Here is a 21,370-nt window from a genome sequence, read left to right on the forward strand (position 1 = left end):
ATGCGATTCCCCTGGTTGTACCGGGGGGATTTTTTTTAGTTGTCCCAGATGGTATCATGGATGGCATGGAAATCATGTCTGTTGTCTTTTTCTGTATCATATTGTTGATCTTGATCCTTGTGGTCCGGCTTTCTTTGCGCGGGAAGAGCCATGAAGAAATCCAGCTCCTTCTGAAGGAAAATTCCCAGACGAGGACAGAACTCCGTCAGATGCTTGAATCCCAACGTACAGCCCTTGCTACACAGGTAAGTGATTTGGAAAATCGTCTTTCTGGTACCCTTGTACAGGTAGAAGGAAAGAATGACAAACTTGCTGATACTGTTGCCTTGCAGCTTGAAAAAATCCGCATTGACAACCAGACGCAATTGGATGAAATGCGCAGGACTGTCGATGCCAGATTGACTACCACTCTTGATTCCCGGTTAGGTGAATCATTCAAGATCGTCAGTAACCAACTGGAAGTGGTCAACCGTTCCTTGAAAGAAATGCAGAGCTTGGCCGATGGCGTGGGCGATCTGTCCCGGTTGCTCGGAAATATCAAAACCAGAGGTAGCTGGGGAGAACTCCAGGCACAGAATCTGCTTGATGAGGTTTTTGTTTCTACGCAGTATGAAAAAAACGTAGAAACAAGGAAAGGCAGTGGGCAACGTGTTGAATTTGCCCTGAAACTTCCCGGAGAAAAGGATATACCTGTTTATCTTCCTATTGATGCCAAATTTCCAAGGGAAGATTACGAAAGGCTACAGCAGTCGTTGGAAACAGGCGATCAGGAGGGTTGCCGTGTTGCCAGGGTCGCTCTTGCAAGACGTATGAAGGAAGAAGCGAAAAAAATCAACGGCAAATATCTTGACCCTCCTGCTACTACGGATTTTGCAATAATGTATCTACCTATAGAAGGCCTTTATGCCGAAGTGCTGAATATCCCGGGATTGGTTGATGACCTGCAGAGGGATTTCAAAGTCGTACCAAGTGGCCCTACTACTTTTCTGGCTCTGTTGAATAGCCTGCAGATGGGATTCCGTACCTTGGCCATAGAAAAACGCAGTGAAGAAGTCTGGAAGGTACTTTCTTCGGTCAAGAGTGAATTCTCCAAGTTCGGAGAACAAGTTGAAAAAGTCCAGCAGAAACTTGTTGCAGCGTCCGGAAGTGTTGAACAGCTCGGTAGGAGAACAAGGGTCATGAACAGTAGGCTGAAGGATGTGGAGCTGCTGGATGAAGCTGGAGACAATGAACCTGCAGAGGTACAGTAACGGCTGGATATTGCACAGCCGCCGGTTTTCTGCTAGAAATATGGATATTGATACAGAGAAAGGAAATCTGATCTGCTAGTAGCTGGCATAGGCTGGCGGCAGGTTTGAACCTGTTCCTATCATATTTCAGAGGTAGCAATGAATAATGAGATTTGTTTGAAAGGAAGGAGCTATTTGTCCCTGAAGGACTACACGACTGAAGAAATACTTTATCTTCTTGATTTGGCAAAAGAACTGAAAGACAAGAAGAAAGGAAAGAAATTCGACAGCAGGTTGAAGGGAAAGCTTCTGAAGGGCAAGAATATCGTACTTATCTTTGACAAGACTTCTACCAGAACTCGCTGTTCCTTTGAAGTGGCTGCCTATGATGAAGGAGCCCACGTAACTTTTTTGACGAACAGCCAGATGGGCAAAAAAGAATCTATTGAAGATACTGCAAGGGTACTGGGAAGACTCTATGATGGTATTGAATACAGGGGGTACAGCATGGAGCTGGTCAAGAACCTGTATGTGTATAGCGGTATTCCTGTCTGGAATGGCCTTACTGATGATGATCATCCGACCCAAGTCCTGGCGGATTTTCTGACGGCCCATGAACATTGTGGCAAAAAATACTCCAAGATGAAGATGGCCTATGTCGGAGACGGAAGAAACAATGTGTCCAATGCTCTGATGATCGGTGCAGCAAAAGTAGGCATGGATTTCAGCATTGCGACTCCGAATGCTTTGCAACCTGATGCTAGTCTGCTTGCTGAGATGACCGAGGTGGCACAGAAAACCGGATCGACGATTTCGGTAACTGCAGATCCTATGGAAGCCGTCAAGGATGCGGATGTCATCTATACTGATATCTGGGTTTCAATGGGAGAAGAAGACAAGATGAAGGAAAGGATCAAATTGCTCAAGCCTTATCAAGTAACCATGAAGTTGCTTGAAGCCAGTGGGAATGAGAAAGTCCTTTTTGAGCATTGCTTGCCTTCTTTCCATGATACAAATACCCAAATTGGAAAAATGGTTGCAGACACGTATGGATTGAAGGAAATGGAAGTCACCGATGAAGTTTTCCGGTCAAGACATTCCGTAGTCTTTGATGAAGCAGAGAACCGTATGCATACCATCAAAGCTGTCATGGTTGCAACGATGAGTGACAAACTATACAGATAGAAAATTGACTGAGGAGGAACGACGGCTTGATGCCGTCTGTTACTCCTGTTTTGATAGGATCTGGCTGCTTATTTCTCCGATAGGCGAACAATAGGGAGATATTTCTTTCTTTCTGATCTTTTCTTTATAGGTTGTCGGAGAAAAACCAGTGATTCTTTTGAATTCTTTTGCAAAATAATTGGGAGTTGCGTATCCGACCATCTGGGAGATTTCTTCCACTGAAAGGTTCCTTCCTTCCAGTAGGGATGCAGCTTTGTCCAGTCTGAAAAAAATCAAATAATTTTTCGGCGGAATTGAGATGGCATGCTTGAAAATCAGATATAGATGTTTTCGGCTGATGCCGATATTGTCTGCAAGGTTTTCTATTGAGACATTTGTTCTGTAGTATATTTCAATGTATTCCAATGCCTTGATGAAAAAATAATTGTCTGAGTATTTTTCCGGATACGTTGTTTTGTAACAGTTGTCAAGTAACAATGCAAAGATTGCATAAAGGTTTGAGACCATCGTGCAATATCGGTTTGCTGGTTTGTGAGCTGCTGCATTGATTTCCCCGAAATGCATCCTGATTTTGTGATCTGATGTATCATATGAAATGGGGTAAACAGGCGTTATGCCGCCGCGCAGCAGGTAATGTTCGATCATATAACCGGAAAAACCGACCCAAGAGAGAGAAAGTGGATTGTCGGCATCAGGAATGATGTTTGTTTCGGAGAGCGGAAAAACAATGAAGATGGTTTCTTCAGAAAGGGGAAAGGAAACTGTGTTTGTCTTGAGCATGCCCTTTCCCTTGTCTACCATATACAGACCATAATAAGAAAGATTTTTCTTCTGTTCAGTAGAGATGATTGAAGTCCCGCATGTATTCAGGTTCAGGACCAGATTTATGCGGTCAGGAGCGCTTCTGTAATTTATTTCTTTCCTATCCATGGTCGTGCGGCTGTTTCTCCATATCGAAAAGAGGATGCATATACAACAACCTGCCTTTCCCCTCATAGAAAGAAAGGCAGTATCCATATATCCAGCATATCACCGGATATCAAAGACTTGAACCGGTAGGTTTGGTTTTTTGTCCTGTTGTTGGATTATATTTCTATTTTGCTTTACTGATCAAAGTCTGTACATTGTTCTTTGTCAGTATATCGATGCCTGAATTGACAGTTTTATCGACTGTTTGTCCATTAAGTAATTTGATTGCAGCTTCTACGGCAAGCGTTCCCATTTTATTTGCACGCTGTGCAACATCTGCATAAAGAGTTCCGTCTGCTACTGCCTGGATACCTTGTTTTTCTCCGTCAAAGCCCATGACCCTAGCTTTGCATCCGGCTTGGATGCAGGCCCTGGCAGCACCGAGTGCCATGTTGTCATTTGCGCAGAATACAATATCGACATCAGGGGTTTTTTCAAGGATATTCTGCATGGTGTTGAATGCCTTTTCCTTGTCAGAATATCCAGGTTGATACGCAACTATCTTATAACCTTTTGCCGTATAGATAGTACTGGCTCCCTTGGCTCTGTCTCCACATGAAGGATTACCTGGTGTTCCTTCCATGATGACGACGTTGGCAGTAGGTTTGTTCCAATTGTCAATCATGAACTGCGCTCCCTTGCATCCCGCATCATAGTTTGCCGTACCGATGAACGTGTCGTAATCTTTGAAATCATCCGGCATGGGTGTATCGATGATGATAACTGGGATGCCGCTTTTCTTTGCTTTCGAGATTACAGTCTTTGCTGTCTTCGGCTGTGATGGAGCGACGATCAAAGCATCAGGATGCGTGGCCAGTGAGTCTTCAACCATGTTGATCTGCTGTATGATATTGTCTTCCTGTGGTGGAGCGAGTATATCTACTTCTGCTCCTGCCTTTGCCGCAGCTTCCCTGCATCCGGCAGCTACCTTTTGCCAATGTTCCTCACTCAGTGTCTTCAGCACTACGGCAATGTGTATTTGCTTTTTTGTGTCTGTCTGCTTGCTTTCTGCTTCTCCGTTGGCAAAAGCAAAGGCAGAAGAGAGCAGTAGCAAAGGCAAAAGCAACCCTATAGTCCTTTTCATATTTTCCTCCTATAAAAAGTCAATAGTTTCTACGGAAACTATCAAGCTCCGTTTGTTTTCTCCTCATAGGAGACCTTACCTTTAGGCCCCTATGACCTCCTCCGCACTCAGTGACCCCCCGACTTCCCTTACCATCAGGGATTCGTCGAACGGCCTCCTGCTGTTCAGGATCGCAAAGATGACCCTCGCCAGCTTACGCGTCGTGGCTATGATGGACTTCCCCGACCCCTTCGTTTCCTTCATCCTTCGGTAAGCCACCATCAGCCGCCAGCTGCCCGTCTTCTTGGACAGCCGCAGCATCCCCATCGTCGCCTGTACCAGCGCCGTGCGCAGCATCTGCGGCCCGTGCTTCGTTATCCTCCCCAGCAGGACCGTGTCGTTCGAGTTGTGTACCGACGGCACCAGCCCCGCATACGAGGCAAACTTCCTGAAGTCTCCCCCGAACCGTCCCTGCAGGTCACCCGCATAGGCCGCAATCGTCATCGCCGTGACCGCGCCGATCCCCGGCACCGTCCTGAGCAGCGCCACGTCCTCGTTCTCCCCGGCCGTCTCGGCCAGCTGCTTCTCCACTGCCTTGATTTGCTCCGCCAGGTCGTCTATAATGCCGAACAGAAGCTTGAGCGAAGCGGCGGCGGTCTGCGTGAATCCATGGTCTTCGAGATCTTTCAGCAGTCCCTGCCGCTTCCTCTTGCTCTGCAGCTGGCTGTGCCTCGTGTCGACCCCGTAGCCGAGCATCATCCCGTGGACCTGGTTCTTCACCTTCACCTGCGTGCTCACCAGGATGCTCCTGGCCTTCAGCAGCCGCCTGGCCTCCTCGCTCTGCTGGTCGCACAGGTGGCTCTGCGGGAGCATGTCCTTGTACAGGTAGTAGGCCAGCGTCCTCGCGTCGTTCCTGTCGTTCTTGCTCGTGCTCTCGCTGATGACCTTGAACCTGTTCGTGTTCACCACCGTCACGGCAAAGCCTTCCTTCTCGAACCTGTTCTTGAAGTACCGGGCGTTGCCCGTCGTCTCCACGGCAAGCCGTACCGGGCAGCCGTATGCCTCCTGCAGGCCATGCAGCCTCGCTGCCAGCTGTCCCAGCCCGTCATGCCCCCTGGTGACGTATGCCTTCTCCTCCACGGGCCTTTCCTCGTCTCCGTCCGCAAGGACGCATACCGTCACCTGCGTCTTGTGCAGGTCCACGCCTACGTCCAGCCTCTCCGTCCCTTCTTCCATGCCGTTTGCCATATCAGGCCTCCTCGCTTCAGTTTCCGGGCAGGACGGCTTCCGTTCGGTGATTCCTTCCAATCTCCTATCCGGCCTCAGCCGCATCGCTGCGGCGGACCACTGAGTGATTCGATGTAAACCCTTCCATTCTCCTTTGCGACATCAAGTGCCATTAGATATGCCGGACTTGCATCTCAGCCTTCCTGCCTGTACCTTCCAGTATAGACCCTCCAGCTCCTAGGTAATCACCAACTATTTACTTTTTATCACTCCTCCTTTTTGCAATACAAACCTTACCTGTTGCCTGAAAGGCAAGGTTGATATTATTTTATTTCCTTTTGTTGTCTATTGTTGTTTTAGCAGTATTTCATAATGGCCCGTACTGCAGATGCTGTGTCGGCCTTAGGGAAAAGCTCAAATCCCAACCGTCCTCGATAGCCGTTTGCCTCCAGCGTGCTGACTATCGCACCATAGTTGATTTCACCTGTCCCCGGTTCATGTCTGCCTGGGGCATCCGCAATATGAATATGCCCGATGGTATCACAGTAGGTACTGATGGTGTCACACAGACAACCTTCATTCAACTGCATGTGGTAGACATCATAGAGAATATGCAATTTGTTTGATCCTATAAGCCTGATGATTTCTGCTGCCATCTGAGTATGCTTGAGAAAATTACCAACATGATCGACTTTGACATTAAGGGCTTCTAGGTTCATTGATATGCCGGAACTTTCGGCAATTTCAGCACATTTCTCCAGCGTTCGGTACATTGAGCAAAGTTTGACGGTATCAGAGAGGTCATCGTAATGGTTGACCACAAATCCACCTTCTCCCAAAGCATTGGAATGTATAGTTACCGCACTAGCTTTACACTGACAGGCAAAATCGACTGATTGCCTGAGATATTCCAGGTATTTATCGAAATGTGTAGGATCGACCAAGGAATAGTCAGCATCTCCATTGAAGCCGTTGATTGCAACTCCGGCAGCTTCGGCCAGTTCCTTTAATTCCTGTGGATTCTTGTTTCTCCAATCCCAGAATTCAATGGCCGCAAATCCATCTTTTGCTGCTGCCGAGAACCTTTTTTCAAAGGGAATTTCCGTATAAAGGGTATCAATGCATGCACATTTTTCCAGACTCATTCTTCAACCTCCGATATTTTCACAGGCCTGTGTTCTTTCAGAGACCTGTTTGCAGCTGTAGCCATCAGTATGGGATAAAGACCTTCTTCCCCTGGGACCGGAACTTCCGTACCATTGATAAGTGCAGTGGCAAAAGCTTTCATTTCTTCTACGAAAGCAGCTGCGTAACGATCCCACATGACCGTATATGTATGCTCACACAGTGTCGCTTTTCCTTTGGACACAACTGCCGTATCGGGAAGGTCGTTCGTATCGTATGCCATGCCTTCCGATCCAAGTACTTCTACCCGTTGGTCATAACCATAGACAGCCTTCCTACTGTTGTCAATTATAGCGATTACGCCATTTTCAAATCTGACCATTGCGGCGGCAGTATCGACATCTCCCGCTTCTCCAATTGCGGAATCTATCAGTACAGCTCCGTCAGCATAGACTTCCTTTGCTTCGCTTCCTGCTAGGAAACGGGCCATGTCGAAATCATGGATCATCATATCATAAAAGATTCCTCCGGATGCTTTTACATATTCGATGGCAGGAGGTTCAGGATCCCTTGAGGTAATCCTTATGACCTGTACCTTGCCTATCTGCCCTTTTTCCACGATGTCATGGACTGCCCTGTGGTTATGGTCAAATCTTCTGCAGAACCCTATCTGAAGTTTTACTTTTGCCTTCTCTGCCTCTGCAATGGCTTGCTTGACCTTTTCCAGATCATAGGCTATTGGCTTTTCGCAGAAAATGTTCTTTTTTGCCTTTGCAGCGTCAATAATAAACTGTGCATGAGTATCGGTAGATGAACAGATCAGGACTGCATTTATTTCAGGATCATTGAATATGTCTTTAGGATCTTCGGAAATGTTTGGAATTCCGCATTGTTTGATGAAGCTGCGTGATGTATCAGTAATATATGGGTCTACAACAGTCTTTATGTGCATTGCTGGAATTGAAGATGTAATATTGTGTATATGCACTTTTCCAATTCTTCCCGCACCGATTACTCCGATATTTATTTTATTCATAAGTTCTTTTTCCTTAAATAATTATTTTTAAATATACTTACTTTGATGATTCTATGATACCTTAGGAAAACCCTGTTCACAATGCAAAAATGTAGAAATCTTCTTTATTATTTTTAGACAATGGCATGCTTTCTAGGATATTTTTACCTATTAGGGAACATTTATATAAGATGATTTTTGGCAATAACCTAAGCAAATGTTTCTTTATGACAAGGAAAAACCGAAAATGATCTTTGGTTTTTGACACTTGGCTAGTAATATGTCATAATATTGACGGTCAATTCATGACATACAGCAAGGAGACGGTAATGCCGAAGAAGATAGATCATGAAGAAAGAAAAGAAATGATCCTGGCAATGGCCCTGAAGGTTTTTGCAGAAGAGGGGTATAAAGATTCGAATCTTTCATTGATTGCGCAACGTTGTGGCATTTCACGTCCTACTATCTATCAGTATTTCAGGGACAAGAAAGAGATCTACTACTATGCAGTAAAGCTGGTAACCGGCCGTATGTTTGCAAAATATGTCGAACATGCCTGGGATAATACTGACAATGTATTGGATAAGATCAACTGGATCTGCGGAGATATCATCGACACTGGTCTTGTACATAGTGCGGAATTGATTTCCTTGGTTGATGTCATGCTTGATATGCGCAAGGAAGGGCAGGATTTCAATGCCATCATCCTTCGACGTACTGCAAAACTCAATATTCTGTTCAAGCGGCTTTTGAGGTATGGTATACAGAACGGAGATCTGAAACCTGATTGTGACATCAATATGGTTACTGACCATCTTGTCCTGCTCATTGAGTCTTTCTGTATTGAGCTTGCTTTTCTGGAGTTGCCGAATGCTGATAAGAACAAAGAACTGATTCATACGTATCTTGAATTCTTCAAGAACACTGACCGTCACGGGAAATAACATTTTCTTGTCGATTTCTGGTTTTTTGAGTATCTTTTGCACTGCTCAGGGGTGAGTACCAAAGGATAGAACTATGGATATGGAATCATTGACGATCAAGCTGAAGGAAGCAATCCAATCAGCTGGTTCGATTGCCCATGAGGCAGGTAATCCTGAGATTACCACCGAACATGTGCTGTTGGCGTTGCTGCAGCAGAAAGAAGGTCTGCTCGGGCCTTTGTTTGAAAAGATAGGCGTTGCGCCTTCTGCTGTCGAACAGGGGCTGCAGGATCTTGTTGACAAACTTCCCAAGGCATATGGGGGAAATGCCAACCTTTCCCTTTCTCAGGAATGTGGAAACATTCTCTATGATGCGGAAAAGGAAAGCAGCAAATTCAAGGACGAGTATATAAGTGCGGAGCATTTTTTACTGGCGGTATTGTCCAGTGACGGAAATGCTGCCCATTTGCTGACTTCTCTTGGTGTCAGCAAAGCGAACCTCCTTGAGGCCTTGAAAGATATCAGAGGTGGGCAGAGGATTACCAGCAATGATCCTGAGAGCCGTTACAAGAGCCTTGAGAAATACTGTGTTGACCTGACGAAGAAAGCCCGTAGCGGCAAACTTGACCCTGTGATCGGAAGGGATGATGAAATCCGCCGTCTGATGCAGGTGCTTTCGAGAAGGACAAAAAACAATCCCGTACTCATCGGGGAGCCAGGGGTCGGTAAGACTGCCATTGTCGAGGGGCTTGCCCAAAGGATTGTTTCCGGTGATGTACCTGAATCGCTCCAAGGGAAGAAATTGCTTTCCCTTGATATGGGATCGTTGCTTGCCGGAGCAAAGTTCCGGGGTGAATTTGAAGAAAGATTCAAATCTGTCGTCAATGAAATTGTCCGCAGTGAAGGACAGATCATCCTTTTCATTGATGAATTGCATACTATCGTCGGTGCCGGCGCTGCAGAAGGTTCTACGGATGCTTCCAATATGATCAAGCCTGCGCTTGCAAGAGGTGAATTGCATGCAATCGGAGCTACGACATTGGATGAGTACCGGAAGTACATCGAACCAGACAAGGCCCTGGAAAGAAGGTTCCAACCTGTATATACCAAGGAACCGACGGTAGAGGATACCATTGCCATTCTCCGTGGGCTCAAGGAAAAATATGAGGTGCACCATGGAGTGCGAATCAAGGATGAAGCCTTGGTAGCTGCTGCAGTACTCAGCAACAGGTACATTACCAACCGTTTCCTTCCCGACAAGGCTATTGATTTGGTCGATGAAGCTGCAAGCCAGCTGAAGATTGAGATTGAAAGTCAACCGGAAGAACTTGATAAGCTCAACCACAAGATCCTGCAACTCAATATCGAGAAACAGGCTCTTTCCAAGGAAACTGATGAGGCCAGCATCCAGCGGCTGAAGAAAATTGAAAGTGAACTGTCTGGATTGAAAGGACGTCAGCAAGTGATGAATGCCCAGTGGCAGAATGAAAAATCTGCCATTGCTTTGCTCCGTGACCATAAGGCTGAACTTGAACAGCTGAAGACGGAAGAAGCTCAGGCTGAAAGAAACGGTGATTTTGAGCAGGCTGCTATGATCAAGCACGGAAAGATCCCAGAGGTCCAGAAGGCTATCGAGGAACAGTCGAAAGTGTTAGATTCCAAGTCAATGCTGAAAGAAGAAGTCGACGAAGAAGATATGGAAAGGATTGTATCCAATTGGACGGGTATTCCCGTTTCAAAGATGAAACAAAGCGAGATGCAAAAGTATCTGCATCTTGAGGATTCGCTTTCCAAGCAAGTCATTGGACAGGATCAGGCGATTGCTGCCATCAGTGATGCCATAAGAAGAAACAAGACTGGCATCAGTGATGCAAACAGGCCTTTGGGTTCTTTCCTGTTTGCCGGTCCTACGGGTGTAGGCAAGACGTTGCTTGCCAAGGTGTTGGCCCAATTTCTGTTTGATGATCCGAAGGCCTTGGAAAGGATAGATATGAGCGAGTATATGGAAAAATATTCCGTATCCAGGCTCATCGGGGCTCCTCCCGGGTATGTGGGATATGACCAGGGAGGCCAGCTGACCGAAGTCGTACGCAGGCGGCCTTATTCTGTCATCCTGTTTGACGAGATAGAAAAGGCACACCCTGATGTCTTCAACATCCTTCTCCAGGTCCTTGATGACGGCCGCCTGACTGATGGACAAGGTAGGGTCGTGGATTTTACCAATACGGTAATCATCATGACAAGTAACCTCGGAGCACGGGAGCTTCTTGAAGCCCGCACTGAGGAAGAAGGGGATGCCCAGGTAAAGGAAATCATCAAGCATACCTTCAAGCCGGAGTTCATCAACCGTATCGATGAGATCGTTGTCTTCCATAAGCTTGGACAACCTCAGGTCAAACAGATAGTGACCTTGCAGCTCCAGGAGCTGGCAGATAGGTTGAAGATCCGCAGGCTGAAGCTTGAATGGGATCCTTCCGTCGTCGATGCAGTCTTTGCTGCAGGTTACAATGCTGATTTCGGAGCCCGGCCTATACGGAGGGCAATCCAACGATTAGTGGAAAACCCGTTGGCCAAGATGATACTTGGAGGGCGTTTCCCCGAAGGATCTGTCATCAAACTGAGCTTTCAGCGGGGTGAACTTGTCGTCAACAAGGAGTAAGCCTGTGGTGTGTCGATATCGGTGATATAAGCAGTGTCGTCTGATATGAAGGTCTGGGTATCCCTTCCCCTGAGGAAGGAACCTAGACCTTTTTCCATGTCTGCCGGTTTCCATGATATGATAGAGTCCCGTAGTTTTCCGTCAAGCAGTACCGGATGCCCGAAAGTACCATTGACTTTCGGACGAACTGCTTCATGTCTTTCAAGCAAAGGAATCAAGGTCAGGTAGTGCCTGCCTCGAAGAAGCGGCAGGTCGCTGACGGTTATGAAAAAGGGTTCATCGTTTTCCAACAGCGCGATACCGGCCTGGATGGAGGATAACTGTCCCTTTTGAAAATCAGGATTATAAACCAGAGAAACTGGCTTTTTCCATTTGCTGATGGTCTTTTCAATATCCTGCCTGTGGGAACCTGTTACCACAATGGGGTCCAGCCCTGCTTCATTGCATGCCCGCAACGCGATTAGGATCAATGGAATGCCTTGGAAAGGAAGCAAAAGCTTTGTTGCTTTCATTCTGGAGGAGAGTCCAGCTGCCAACAAGATGGCTTTCATGAGACTTTCCTGTTTTTTTTCCTTACTGGGAATAATATGTTGTTGCTGGCTTTCATTTTCACTTCCTTTTGCTATAATAACTCAAAATCTCAATGTTTCAAGCATAAGACTTTGGGGAAAAGGAGCTTTTTTGTGTTTCCTACATTTGTAAACTGTCTTACTGTCATTATCGGTTCCTTGCTTGGGCTGTTGATAAAGAAAAGGCTTTCTTCTGGCTTTAAGTCCGTAGTGACGACCAGTGCAGGAATAGTGACATTGGTCATCGGGATGTCAATGGCCCTGAAAACGACCTCGTTTCTGATCATGCTGTTTTCGGTTGTCATCGGAGGACTGATAGGATATGCGTTGCATCTTGAAGATCATATATTGCATCTTGGCAATTGGCTGGAGGCAAAAAGCCTGAAAGGCAAGGGTGAGGGATCCGCTACTTTTGCTGTCGGTTTTCTCAATGCTTCTATTCCTTTTCTGTTCCGGTGCAATGAGCATAGTAGGTTCCATCCAAGCAGGAACTTCCGGTGATTATCGGTTGATTTTGGTCAAATCTGTCCTTGATGGAAGTATGGCTATTGTCTTGGCTGCTGCCTATGGGGTAGGAGTCCTGTTCAGCAGCTTGTTCATATTGGTGTACCAAGGATTCTTTACATTGGCTGGAAGCTGGCTTGCGCCCCTCCTTGGCAAGACAGGAATCAACGAACTGTCAGCAGTCGGTGGTATCCTGATAATCATGATTGCCTTTTCTTTGTTGGATATAAAGCATTTCAAGACAGCAGATTATCTTCTTGGCATGTTCATAGCTCCGCTTTTGGTTGCTTTATCACCTTATATTGTTGCTTTGATACCGGCACTGAACTGACCTTTTATGTTTCAGTCCCGATAAACTGCCATTCCCTGTTTGCAAGGAATGGCAGTAGTGGTCAAAGTTTCTTTGCTGTTTCTATGGCTGTTTCGGCATCAGGAGCAGTTGATACCGGGCACTTCTTGACATGCCAGATATCCTTTGCGTATTCCATGATGGTTCTGTCAGAAGAGAATTTTGCGGAAGCCGCTATATTGAGGATTGCCCGTCGGTTCCATTCATCTTCATCTTTTTTATAAAGCATCATGGCTTCATTATGTGCTTTGTGGTACATCCCTAGATCTGCGAAGATGAAATAACGATCCCCTTCCTTGAGCAGGGAATGCATCAATGGATCAAAGATGTTTGGTTCGTCTACATTGAAATAGCCGCTGGAGACTAGCTGAACCATGTTCCGTATGGCTGGGTCATTAAGCACATAGTCATAGGGATTATAATGGCCCCGCAGTTCTTCTATCTGTTGCTCGGTATTTCCGAAAATAAACAGATTTTCTTTTCCTGCACATTCTGCCATTTCAATATTTGCTCCGTCCATTGTACCGATGGTCAAGGCTCCGTTACACATGAACTTCATGTTGCCTGTTCCTGAAGCCTCGGTCCCGGCAGTGGAAATCTGCTGAGACAAATTGGTTGCAGGAATAATTGATTCTGCCATCGTAACTCTGTAGTTCGGCAGGAAATGAATATTGATGATTTTGTTGACCGTGGGATCTGCATTTATTGTCGAAGCAATATTGTTGATGAACTTGATGATCAGCTTTGCATTGACGTAACCTGGCGCTGCCTTACCACCGAAAAAGAATGTGGTCGGAGGAAGGTCTTCTTTTTTGATTTCTCCGTTTTTCAACTTGGAATAGATCAACAGGATGTTCAAGGCATTGAGCAGCTGGCGTTTGTATTCATGTATTCGCTTGACCTGGGTATCGACCATGGTTTCGGGATCAAGGATGATGCCTGTATCTTTCTTCAGGAAACGTGCAGCTTCTTCCTTGCAGTGATGCTTGATTTTCTTGAAATCATCCCTGAATGCTGCGTCATCAGCCAAGGGAGCCAATTTCTTGATTTGGTCAAAATCTATAATCCATCCGTCACCGATTGCTTCTGTTATCTTTGCCGCAAGAGCCGGATTGGCATCAAGCAACCAGCGCCTTTGGGTGATACCGTTTGTCTTGTTGTTGAACCTGTCGGGGAAAATCTGGTTGAATTCTGGGAACATTTCTGTCTTCAGCAGCTGGCTGTGCAGGGCTGCAACTCCATTTGTGCTATGGCTGCCGATGATGGCAAGGTTGGCCATCCGGACCATCTTTGGATTTGTTTCTTCAATGATGGAAATCTTGCCGAGCTTTTCGGGATGCATGGGAAAGAAAGAAACTGCCTGCTGCAGGAACCTGTGATTGATTTCAAATATGATCTGCATATGTCGGGGTAAGATTGAGCTGATCATCGGCAATGGCCATTTTTCGAGGGCTTCAGGCATCAGGGTGTGGTTGGTATATCCCATTGTCTTTGTCGTAATGTCCCATGCTTCATCCCAAGGCAGCTGTTCAATGTCAACGAGGAGCCTCATCAGCTCAGGAATAGCGAGACTCGGATGCGTATCATTCAGTTGAATGGCAGCACAGGAAGGGAATTCATCCCATCTGTGAGGTTTTTGCTTGAAACGTCTGATTATATCCTGCAAGGAGCAGGCAACAAAGAAATACTGCTGTTTCAGCCTCAGCTCTTTTCCCATGTACCGTGTGTCATTTGGATAGAGTACCTGTGAAAGGTTTTCGGCGGAAATCTTTGCCCTTACTGCTTCCGTGTAATCGCCGTCGTTGAATTCCTTGAAGTTGAATTCTTCGGTTGCCTGTGCTGACCAAAGCCGCAGTGAGTTGATTGTCTTGCAACCATAACCGACAATCGGTACATCATAGGCCATGCCATTGACGATTTCACCTCCGACCCATTTGTAGTTGTCACGGTCATTTTCCCTGATGATCCTGACTTCCCCTCCGAAACGGACAGGAAATACCAGGTCTCTTCTTGGGATTTCCCAAGGGTTGCCGTTTTTGAGCCAGCTGTCGGGTACTTCGACTTGCCAGCCGTTCTTTATCTGTTGTCTGAATATGCCATAGTTATATCTGATGCCGTACCCATATGCTGGGATTTCCAATGTTGCCAAGGAATCGAGAAAACAGGCTGCCAGTCGGCCCAGGCCTCCGTTGCCTAATCCGGCATCAGGCTCCATGTCCTGCAGTTCTTCAAAGTTTTGCCCAATTTCCTTCATGGCTTTCAGCACTTCATCCTGTATACCGAGATTGATGATATTGTTGGTCATTGCCCGGCCCATCAGGAATTCAAGCGAAAGGTAATACACTCTTTTTGCATCTGATTTGCGTTGCTGGTCCCTGCTGGCATGCCATTGGTGTACGATACGGTCCATAATGGACCTTGCCAGGGCTTCATAGCGGCCTTCCTTTGTATTGTGATAGATATCAGCGTCGAGGCTGTACTTCAGATGTTCCGCATAATCTTCAACAATAGCCCGTGTATCGTGGCCGAAACGTGTCTTCTGTCTGTCTTGCATACTGTGCTCCTTGGAATATAATAAAGAGGTATATCCTTTGTATACTATATCGGCAGAAGAACCCCGATACAATATGAGGTCAGTGACAATATGCTGAAAATCGACGCCGGGAGAGATTTTAATGCTAAAATGCGAGGGAACAGTATCCTGTCTTTAACAGCTACAGGGGCTTAAAGAAGGCTATAAATACTACTGCTGTAAGTATCTATAGCCATTTTATAAATGTAGAAAAATTGTGGGCACTTTAACCCTTTTTCATCTTTCCTATGATATTTTTCAAGTCACCTTTTGTCATGTATTTTCGTTTGAATTGGGTCCCCAGCTTTTTATCAAATGCTTCCAGGATGTCATCATAATAATCAAAGACATACATGTTGTTTTCGAATTCAGTCCCTGAAGCCTTTTGAAGACTTTCAATGATTTGCAGTGTCGACCATCTTGATTCAACTGCCTGTTCAATCAGTCGTGTGATTACCAAAGACACAAAACACGAGAGGAAATGGGCCTCTATGCGCTCTTCCTTGCTATGGAAGACAGGCCTGAAATTCAAATAGCTCTTTGTTATCTTGAAAGTCTCTTCTATTTCCCATAAGCCCCGGTACATTTCAATGATATCAAGGTCACTTACAGTCTTGTTCAACTGGAAGTAATTATCCTTTAAGAACCTGCTTTTCGCATTCAGCGGTCTGTCACCCGGATCCAGGCCGATTACATTTGTGCAGATGACATAATACCCGTCAAGCATTTCATCTTCTTCCAGTTTCTGTTCGTTGAAGTAGGGTCTTATGCAATCTGCCTTTGAAAGGGATTCCCCGTCGGCTGCAACGATATCAGTCTTGATATACTTATTGCTGCCATAGTTGTTCATGACCGCAGTACTTCCGCTGTCAACGAATCTCATGGCCTTGTTTATCGCATCTTCCCTGTCCTTCTTCGCCTTGTCTGCAAATTTTTGACTATAATAGACGATCTGCCTTTCATTGATTGATACCTTGCTTGTTTTCCCGGTCTCCTTGTCCTTGACATTGATCCTTGCAGGATGAAACCTCGCCTTCATTTTTACCCGGGGAGTACTGCCTGTTCCCGGCGTTCTCCCTTTCCTTATCTTCTCATACCGCTGTTCTTTCTCCGGGACATCAAGGCAGATGTAATCATCCTGGTCCTTTACCCAGCCTTTCATCTCTGCATCAGCACCCCTTACCGTATGGCTTATTACATAGCCGTTATGATCAAGGAGGATGTTCCCCCTGTTGTCACCCGTCATCATGCCTTTGTCTGCAACGACGACAATGTCTTCCATTTGAAGGTCATCCCTGATCGTTTCCATATTGGGCTGGAGTGTCAGACAATCATTGGTATTCCCATCAAAGAGCCGGTAACTTACAGGAACGCCCATGTCATCCATGAAAAGGCCCATCTGGATTATCGGGCCGGGACGATGCTCCTTGGAGACGCCCCCTTGCTTCATCCCCTTGGGACCATCGATCTCAAAGTAGTAATTGGTGACATCATAGTACATCAACGTGGTATCCCTCTTGAACTGCTTCTTCATCTGATTGTTCAGATGCCTTACCAGGCCTGACCTCCACCGGAACAGATAATCCAAGGTCCTATACACATGCTGCAGTTCAAAATCCATCGGTTCGAAGAAGGTTTCCTTGCTGCTGAAGGTCCCCAGCTTGGAATCCGGGTTTATGATCCTTGCATAGATGAGCATCTGGAAGACCTTGTCCATATTGAATGTGATATCGGTTGACCTCTTTCTGCTGTTGATGAACCTGTCGAGTTTCAACTTGTGGTAGAAATGGGAAATGATGATGTATCCCAGATTCTTTCTGTTGCTGAAGTCAGTTTTTTCTATTTGCTGTTTGCCAAGGAAATCATGGATCCTGATTTTGACTTCGACTTCTTCGTTCAGATAATTCTTCTCAGAGGTTTTCTTCCTTGCAATCTCCTTGAAGTGAGCTACCGGATCATCATACACATCCAGATAATCTTCAACGAACCCCAGATCTTCAACGATCCTTTTCTTTTGGACCCCATGCACCCGATACGATTCCCGTATGTACATCCGGTGTTTATTGGAACGTTTTTGTGGAATTACGGACAGATACATATAAAGCCCTTCCTTCTTGTCTGGTTTGGTACAACGGGAAGTATGGCAGATTCCCCATGTTTATGCAAGAGTCCCCTGTGTGTACAATTAATCTACACCTAAAAAATATAAAAAAAGATATTATCACTTACTGAGAAAGAAAATGTTTCCTATTTTTGAAAAAGTAGCTGTCAAACAAGGGAGATTTTAATGCTAAAATGCGAGGGAACAGTATTGACAAAAGAAAACCGAGTTGCTATGTTAATCCAGCATGTTGCAGAGAGAAGGCGCATGTAATATGCCCTTATAGCTCAGCGGTAGAGCACCACCTTGGTAAGGTGGGGGTCAGCAGTTCAAATCTGCTTGAGGGCTTTAAAATATAGGCATTTGTTGCCGAGGAGCATATCATGGCAGGAAAAAAGAAAGGTCCCGTTGAAAAGATAGCATTGCAGTGCACGGAGTGCAAGAGGAAAAACTATACTACGGAAAAGAATCGCCGTAATACTCCGGGCAAACTTGAACTTAACAAATATTGCCCTTTTGACCACAAGCATACGCTGCATCGGGAAACTAAGATCAAGTAAGTAAGATTTGAGTATATTCGAGAAGCTTATAGGTCAATAGCTCCAACGGCTAGAGCACTGGTCTCCAAAACCGGGTGTTGTAGGTTCGAATCCTACTTGACCTGTCAGCTTCTTGAATTTTTCCATCCAAGGAGCAGATAATGAGCAAGATAGGTAGTTTTTTCAAGGAATCGCGTCAGGAACTTGCAAAAGTGATTTGGCCGACGAAGGAAGAAGTCTTGACTTCGACCAAGGTGGTAGTCATTTCCGTGATTATCTTTGCCCTAGGTCTTGGCTTGGTTGACTTTGTCTTGCTGAAATTGCTGTATCTGCTGTTCTAGGCTGCATAAGGAATAGTCATGGCAAAAGGCTGGTATGTCGTAAATACTTACACTGGATATGAACAGAAGATTGAAAGGACCATCAATAAGATCCGGGAATCAAATCCCCGTTTTGCTGAGGTCTGTACCGCTGTGAAGGTACCTTTCGAGACTGTCGTCGAAATCAAGGAAAACAAGGAAAAAGAAGTCAAGAAGAAAATCCTTCCTGGCTATATTCTTGTCGAATTGGATCTTCCTGACAGTACTTGGAAAGTCTGGTGCGGTGAAATCAAGCGTATCCAGGGCGTAACAGGTTTCCTGTCTACTTCTGAACATGCCAAACCAAAACCGTTGACCGATGCTGAAGTGAAGAACATTTTCCAGCGGACGGGAGATGTCCCTGCCGATAAGGTGTTCAAGCCTAGACAGGTGTTCAGCGTAGGGGAAACGGTCCGGATCACTGAAGGTCCCTTTGACACTTTCACAGGAGTTGTCGACAAGGTCAGCTTGGAAAAAGGAAAGCTGTCAGTCTGTGTCGGTATCTTTGGCCGTTCTACACCTGTTGAAGTCGATTTCAACCAGGTCGAGAAGGTGGTACAGTAACGGGGATTGATGGTCGCCTGTCACTGTATATTGTTTTTTTACAATTCCATCATCATTTTGTTAACACTCCTCTCTGGTACGTAGGTTCCGGAAAGGTGGGAGCCTGATCGTATGACAGGCGTTATTACCACGTGGAGGCCCGAAATTTTCGGTCAACTCAGACCAGGCCTGTCCACGCAAGGAGAAAAACATGGCAAAGAAAAAGGTAACTGCAGTAATAAAATTGCAGTGTCCTGCCCAAAAAGCTACACCGGCGCCTCCGGTCGGACCTGCATTAGGTCCTCATGGTGTCAGTGCACCACAGTTTGTCCAGCAGTTCAATGACAAGACAAAATCTTATGAACCGGGACTTATTCTTCCTGTCATCATTACCGTCTATTCTGACAGAAGCTTCACATTTATTCTGAAGACTCCGCCTGCTGCGGTACTTGTAAAGAAGGCTCTTGGCCTGCAGAAAGCCAGCGGGACTCCGAACAAGGCAAAGGTCGGAACGATTACAGATGCTCAATTGACTGAAATCGCAACTACCAAGATGCCCGACTTGAATGCCAACGATATCGAAGCAGCAAAAAAGATTATCGCAGGAACATGCAGAAGCATGGGTGTAGAGGTAGGTAAGTAAGATGAAGCATGGAAAAAAGTATACAGATGCTATCAAGAAGGTTGAAGCAGACAAGTTCTATACCTTTGACGAAGCTTCCCAGCTTATCAAGGAACTGTCTTATGCAAAGTTCGATGAATCAGTAGACTTGTCCGTGGCACTTTCTCTCAAGAAAAGCCAGACTGTCCGTGATACCGTTGTCCTGCCGAACCAGTTCGGAGCCCAGAAACGTATCCTTGTTTTCTGTAAAGGTGACAAGGTCGATGAGGCAAAGGCTGCAGGAGCAATGTATGTCGGTGATACGGATTTGATTGACAAGATCCGTGGCGGCTGGATGGATTTTGACATTGCTGTTGCCACTCCTGATATGATGAAGGATGTAGGGCGTCTGGGACCGATATTGGGCAGACGTGGCTTGATGCCGAACCCGAAGACCCACACGGTTACCTTTGATTTGAAGGGTGCTCTTGCTGAACTTCAGCAGGGACGTACTGAATTCCGTTCTGACAAGACCGGTGTCGTGCATATTGCCGTCGGCAAGGTAAGCATGGAACCAACAAAGGTCAGCGAGAATGCAACTGTTGCACTCAAGGAAATCATCCGTAGGAAGCCTTCGGATGCAAAGGGTGACTTTATCATTTCGATTTCGATGTCTTCCACCATGGGTCCTGGTATCCATGTTGCGACTGCAGGTCTGCTGTAAGGAGAAGATGAGATGGACTATAAGACTCGTATTACGCCAGCTAAAGAAGAGGCTGTCAAAGCTCTTCGTGATGAATTTACGCAGTACAGCGGCTATATCTTTACCGATTTCCGCGGCATGACCGTCAAGCAGATCACTGATCTTCGCAATGAATTGAGAAAGTGTGATGCAGCCTACCGTGTTGTGAAGAACCGGTTTGCACGGATTGCAATGAAAGACCTCGGTATCGAAGGTGTCGACAAGGAACTTACAGGTGCTACGGCAATTGCCCTTGCAAAGAAGGATACGGCAAATGAAGTCGCCAAGGCTCTGTATGCTGCAATTGACGATGGTGACCCGCTGGTAGTCAAGAGTGCCTTGATTGACGGCAAACCCTATGATGCTACTGCTATCGAAGCCTATAGCAAGTTGCCAAGCAGGCTTGAACTGCTTGCTTCTTTGATGGGAACCATGAAGGCGCCTGTCCAGAAGTTGGCTGCAACTCTGTTGGCATACAAAGAGAAACTGGAAGCTGGAGCTGATGCTCCTGCTGCAACTGAAAACTGAACACAATCTTAGTCTTCAAGCGTAACCTGCTATTATTGTGTTGTAAAAATTAATTTATTTATTTTCAAGGAGAAGGTAATATGGCTACTAAAGAAGAAATTTTGGAATCCATTGCAAACATGTCTGTCCTAGAAGTTTCCGAACTTATTTCAATGATGGAAGAAAAGTTCGGCGTCACTGCTGCCGCTGCTGTTGCAGCCCCCGGTGCTGCTGCTGCAGCTGCACCTGAAGCAGAAGAGCCGACTGAGTTCAACGTCATCTTGAAGTCCGTTGATGCTGCCAAGAAAATTGCTGCTATCAAGGCTGTCCGTGCTATTACTGGTCTTGGGCTCAAAGAAGCAAAGACGATGTGTGAAGAAGGTGGTAAAGCAGTCAAGGAAGCTGTCAGCAAAGAAGAAGCTGCAGAACTCAAGAGCAAGCTTGAAGAAGCAGGCGCTACTGTTGAAGTCGTTGCTGCTGAATAACGATATTCAGGGCCATGTCCGGAGGGTCTGCCGCCTGGACATGGTCCCGCTTATGCGAAGAAGGACAGCCACCTCGGACAGGGTGGCCTGACGTGTCTAGACAT

The 21,370-nt window shown here is 46.0% G+C and carries 19 protein-coding genes, 2 tRNA genes and 1 pseudogene; 14 read left to right on the forward strand and 8 right to left on the reverse strand.

The window, feature by feature from the left end:
• The first annotated feature begins 56 nt into the window (after positions 1 to 56).
• Positions 57 to 1,250 (forward strand): DNA recombination protein RmuC, encoded by a 1,194-nt coding sequence (gene rmuC / locus LKE40_10135; GenBank protein ID MCH3917787.1) that lies wholly within the window; start codon positions 57 to 59, stop codon positions 1,248 to 1,250.
• Between the two features lie 138 nt (positions 1,251 to 1,388).
• The gene (gene argF / locus LKE40_10140) at positions 1,389 to 2,414 is read left to right on the forward strand and encodes an ornithine carbamoyltransferase (GenBank protein MCH3917788.1); all 1,026 of its coding nucleotides are present in this window, start codon (positions 1,389 to 1,391) and stop codon (positions 2,412 to 2,414) included.
• Between the two features lie 39 nt (positions 2,415 to 2,453).
• Here the strand turns inward: argF and LKE40_10145 are convergent, their stop codons facing one another.
• The 5 genes from LKE40_10145 to iolG form a co-directional block, all read right to left on the reverse strand.
• Complete coding sequence (locus LKE40_10145; GenBank protein ID MCH3917789.1) at positions 2,454 to 3,344, reverse strand: AraC family transcriptional regulator; 891 nt, start codon at positions 3,342 to 3,344, stop codon at positions 2,454 to 2,456.
• 163 nt (positions 3,345 to 3,507) lie between these two features.
• On the reverse strand, positions 3,508 to 4,467 hold the full coding sequence (locus tag LKE40_10150; protein ID MCH3917790.1) for a sugar ABC transporter substrate-binding protein: 960 nt from the start codon (positions 4,465 to 4,467) through the stop codon (positions 3,508 to 3,510).
• An 81-nt stretch (positions 4,468 to 4,548) separates the two neighbouring features.
• Positions 4,549 to 5,694: an IS110 family transposase gene (locus LKE40_10155; protein MCH3917791.1), complete on the reverse strand. Its 1,146-nt coding sequence runs from the start codon at positions 5,692 to 5,694 to the stop codon at positions 4,549 to 4,551.
• 335 nt (positions 5,695 to 6,029) lie between these two features.
• Complete coding sequence (locus LKE40_10160) at positions 6,030 to 6,818, reverse strand: TIM barrel protein (protein MCH3917792.1); 789 nt, start codon at positions 6,816 to 6,818, stop codon at positions 6,030 to 6,032.
• Positions 6,815 to 7,834: an inositol 2-dehydrogenase gene (gene iolG / locus LKE40_10165; protein MCH3917793.1), complete on the reverse strand. Its 1,020-nt coding sequence runs from the start codon at positions 7,832 to 7,834 to the stop codon at positions 6,815 to 6,817. Before iolG ends, LKE40_10160 begins: the two co-directional genes overlap by 4 nt.
• 308 nt (positions 7,835 to 8,142) lie before the next feature.
• Between iolG and LKE40_10170 the strand changes: the two genes are divergently transcribed.
• Together LKE40_10170 and clpB are read left to right on the forward strand one after the other, a co-directional pair.
• Positions 8,143 to 8,757, forward strand: coding sequence for a TetR/AcrR family transcriptional regulator (locus LKE40_10170; protein MCH3917794.1), 615 nt, complete (start codon positions 8,143 to 8,145; stop codon positions 8,755 to 8,757).
• 73 nt (positions 8,758 to 8,830) lie between these two features.
• Positions 8,831 to 11,395: an ATP-dependent chaperone ClpB gene (gene clpB / locus LKE40_10175; GenBank protein ID MCH3917795.1), complete on the forward strand. Its 2,565-nt coding sequence runs from the start codon at positions 8,831 to 8,833 to the stop codon at positions 11,393 to 11,395.
• Here the strand turns inward: clpB and LKE40_10180 are convergent.
• Complete coding sequence (locus LKE40_10180; protein MCH3917796.1) at positions 11,362 to 11,946, reverse strand: nucleotidyltransferase family protein; 585 nt, start codon at positions 11,944 to 11,946, stop codon at positions 11,362 to 11,364. The two genes, clpB and LKE40_10180, sit on opposite strands and share 34 nt — an antisense overlap.
• Before the next feature lie 36 nt (positions 11,947 to 11,982).
• On the opposite strand from LKE40_10180, the pseudogene LKE40_10185 reads away from it, so the two are divergent.
• A pseudogene (locus LKE40_10185) lies at positions 11,983 to 12,799 on the forward strand (DUF554 domain-containing protein).
• A gap of 61 nt (positions 12,800 to 12,860) precedes the next feature.
• Here the strand turns inward: LKE40_10185 and LKE40_10190 are convergent.
• Both LKE40_10190 and LKE40_10195 read right to left on the reverse strand, forming a co-directional pair.
• Positions 12,861 to 15,371 carry a glycogen/starch/alpha-glucan phosphorylase gene (locus tag LKE40_10190; protein MCH3917797.1) on the reverse strand — a complete coding sequence of 837 codons (2,511 nt, stop codon included), beginning with the start codon at positions 15,369 to 15,371 and terminating at the stop codon, positions 12,861 to 12,863.
• 244 nt (positions 15,372 to 15,615) lie between these two features.
• A complete protein-coding gene (locus LKE40_10195; GenBank protein MCH3917798.1) occupies positions 15,616 to 17,487 on the reverse strand; it encodes an IS1634 family transposase in 1,872 nt (623 codons plus the stop codon).
• A gap of 279 nt (positions 17,488 to 17,766) precedes the next feature.
• On the opposite strand from LKE40_10195, the gene LKE40_10200 reads away from it, so the two are divergent.
• The 9 genes from LKE40_10200 to rplL all read left to right on the forward strand — a co-directional run bounded on the left by LKE40_10200 (position 17,767) and on the right by rplL (position 21,266).
• Positions 17,767 to 17,838, forward strand: a tRNA-Thr gene (locus LKE40_10200).
• A 35-nt stretch (positions 17,839 to 17,873) separates the two neighbouring features.
• Positions 17,874 to 18,050: a 50S ribosomal protein L33 gene (gene rpmG, locus LKE40_10205; protein ID MCH3917799.1), complete on the forward strand. Its 177-nt coding sequence runs from the start codon at positions 17,874 to 17,876 to the stop codon at positions 18,048 to 18,050.
• 30 nt (positions 18,051 to 18,080) lie between these two features.
• A tRNA-Trp gene (locus LKE40_10210) sits at positions 18,081 to 18,154 on the forward strand.
• Positions 18,155 to 18,190: 36 nt separating this feature from the next.
• Positions 18,191 to 18,370: a preprotein translocase subunit SecE gene (gene secE / locus LKE40_10215; protein ID MCH3917800.1), complete on the forward strand. Its 180-nt coding sequence runs from the start codon at positions 18,191 to 18,193 to the stop codon at positions 18,368 to 18,370.
• 18 nt (positions 18,371 to 18,388) lie between these two features.
• Positions 18,389 to 18,952: a transcription termination/antitermination protein NusG gene (gene nusG, locus LKE40_10220; protein MCH3917801.1), complete on the forward strand. Its 564-nt coding sequence runs from the start codon at positions 18,389 to 18,391 to the stop codon at positions 18,950 to 18,952.
• A 190-nt stretch (positions 18,953 to 19,142) separates the two neighbouring features.
• Positions 19,143 to 19,574: a 50S ribosomal protein L11 gene (gene rplK / locus LKE40_10225; GenBank protein MCH3917802.1), complete on the forward strand. Its 432-nt coding sequence runs from the start codon at positions 19,143 to 19,145 to the stop codon at positions 19,572 to 19,574.
• A gap of 1 nt (position 19,575) precedes the next feature.
• Entirely contained in the window at positions 19,576 to 20,256 is a 681-nt protein-coding gene (rplA, locus tag LKE40_10230; GenBank protein ID MCH3917803.1) for a 50S ribosomal protein L1, read from the forward strand.
• Between the two features lie 12 nt (positions 20,257 to 20,268).
• Positions 20,269 to 20,802 (forward strand): 50S ribosomal protein L10, encoded by a 534-nt coding sequence (gene rplJ, locus LKE40_10235; protein MCH3917804.1) that lies wholly within the window; start codon positions 20,269 to 20,271, stop codon positions 20,800 to 20,802.
• An 80-nt stretch (positions 20,803 to 20,882) separates the two neighbouring features.
• Positions 20,883 to 21,266 carry a 50S ribosomal protein L7/L12 gene (gene rplL, locus LKE40_10240; protein ID MCH3917805.1) on the forward strand — a complete coding sequence of 128 codons (384 nt, stop codon included), beginning with the start codon at positions 20,883 to 20,885 and terminating at the stop codon, positions 21,264 to 21,266.
• The last annotated feature ends 104 nt before the right edge of the window (positions 21,267 to 21,370 follow it).

It is taken from the genome of Spirochaetia bacterium, assembly GCA_022482625.1.
In the GTDB taxonomy this organism is placed as follows: Bacteria; Spirochaetota; Spirochaetia; order Sphaerochaetales; family Sphaerochaetaceae; genus Pleomorphochaeta.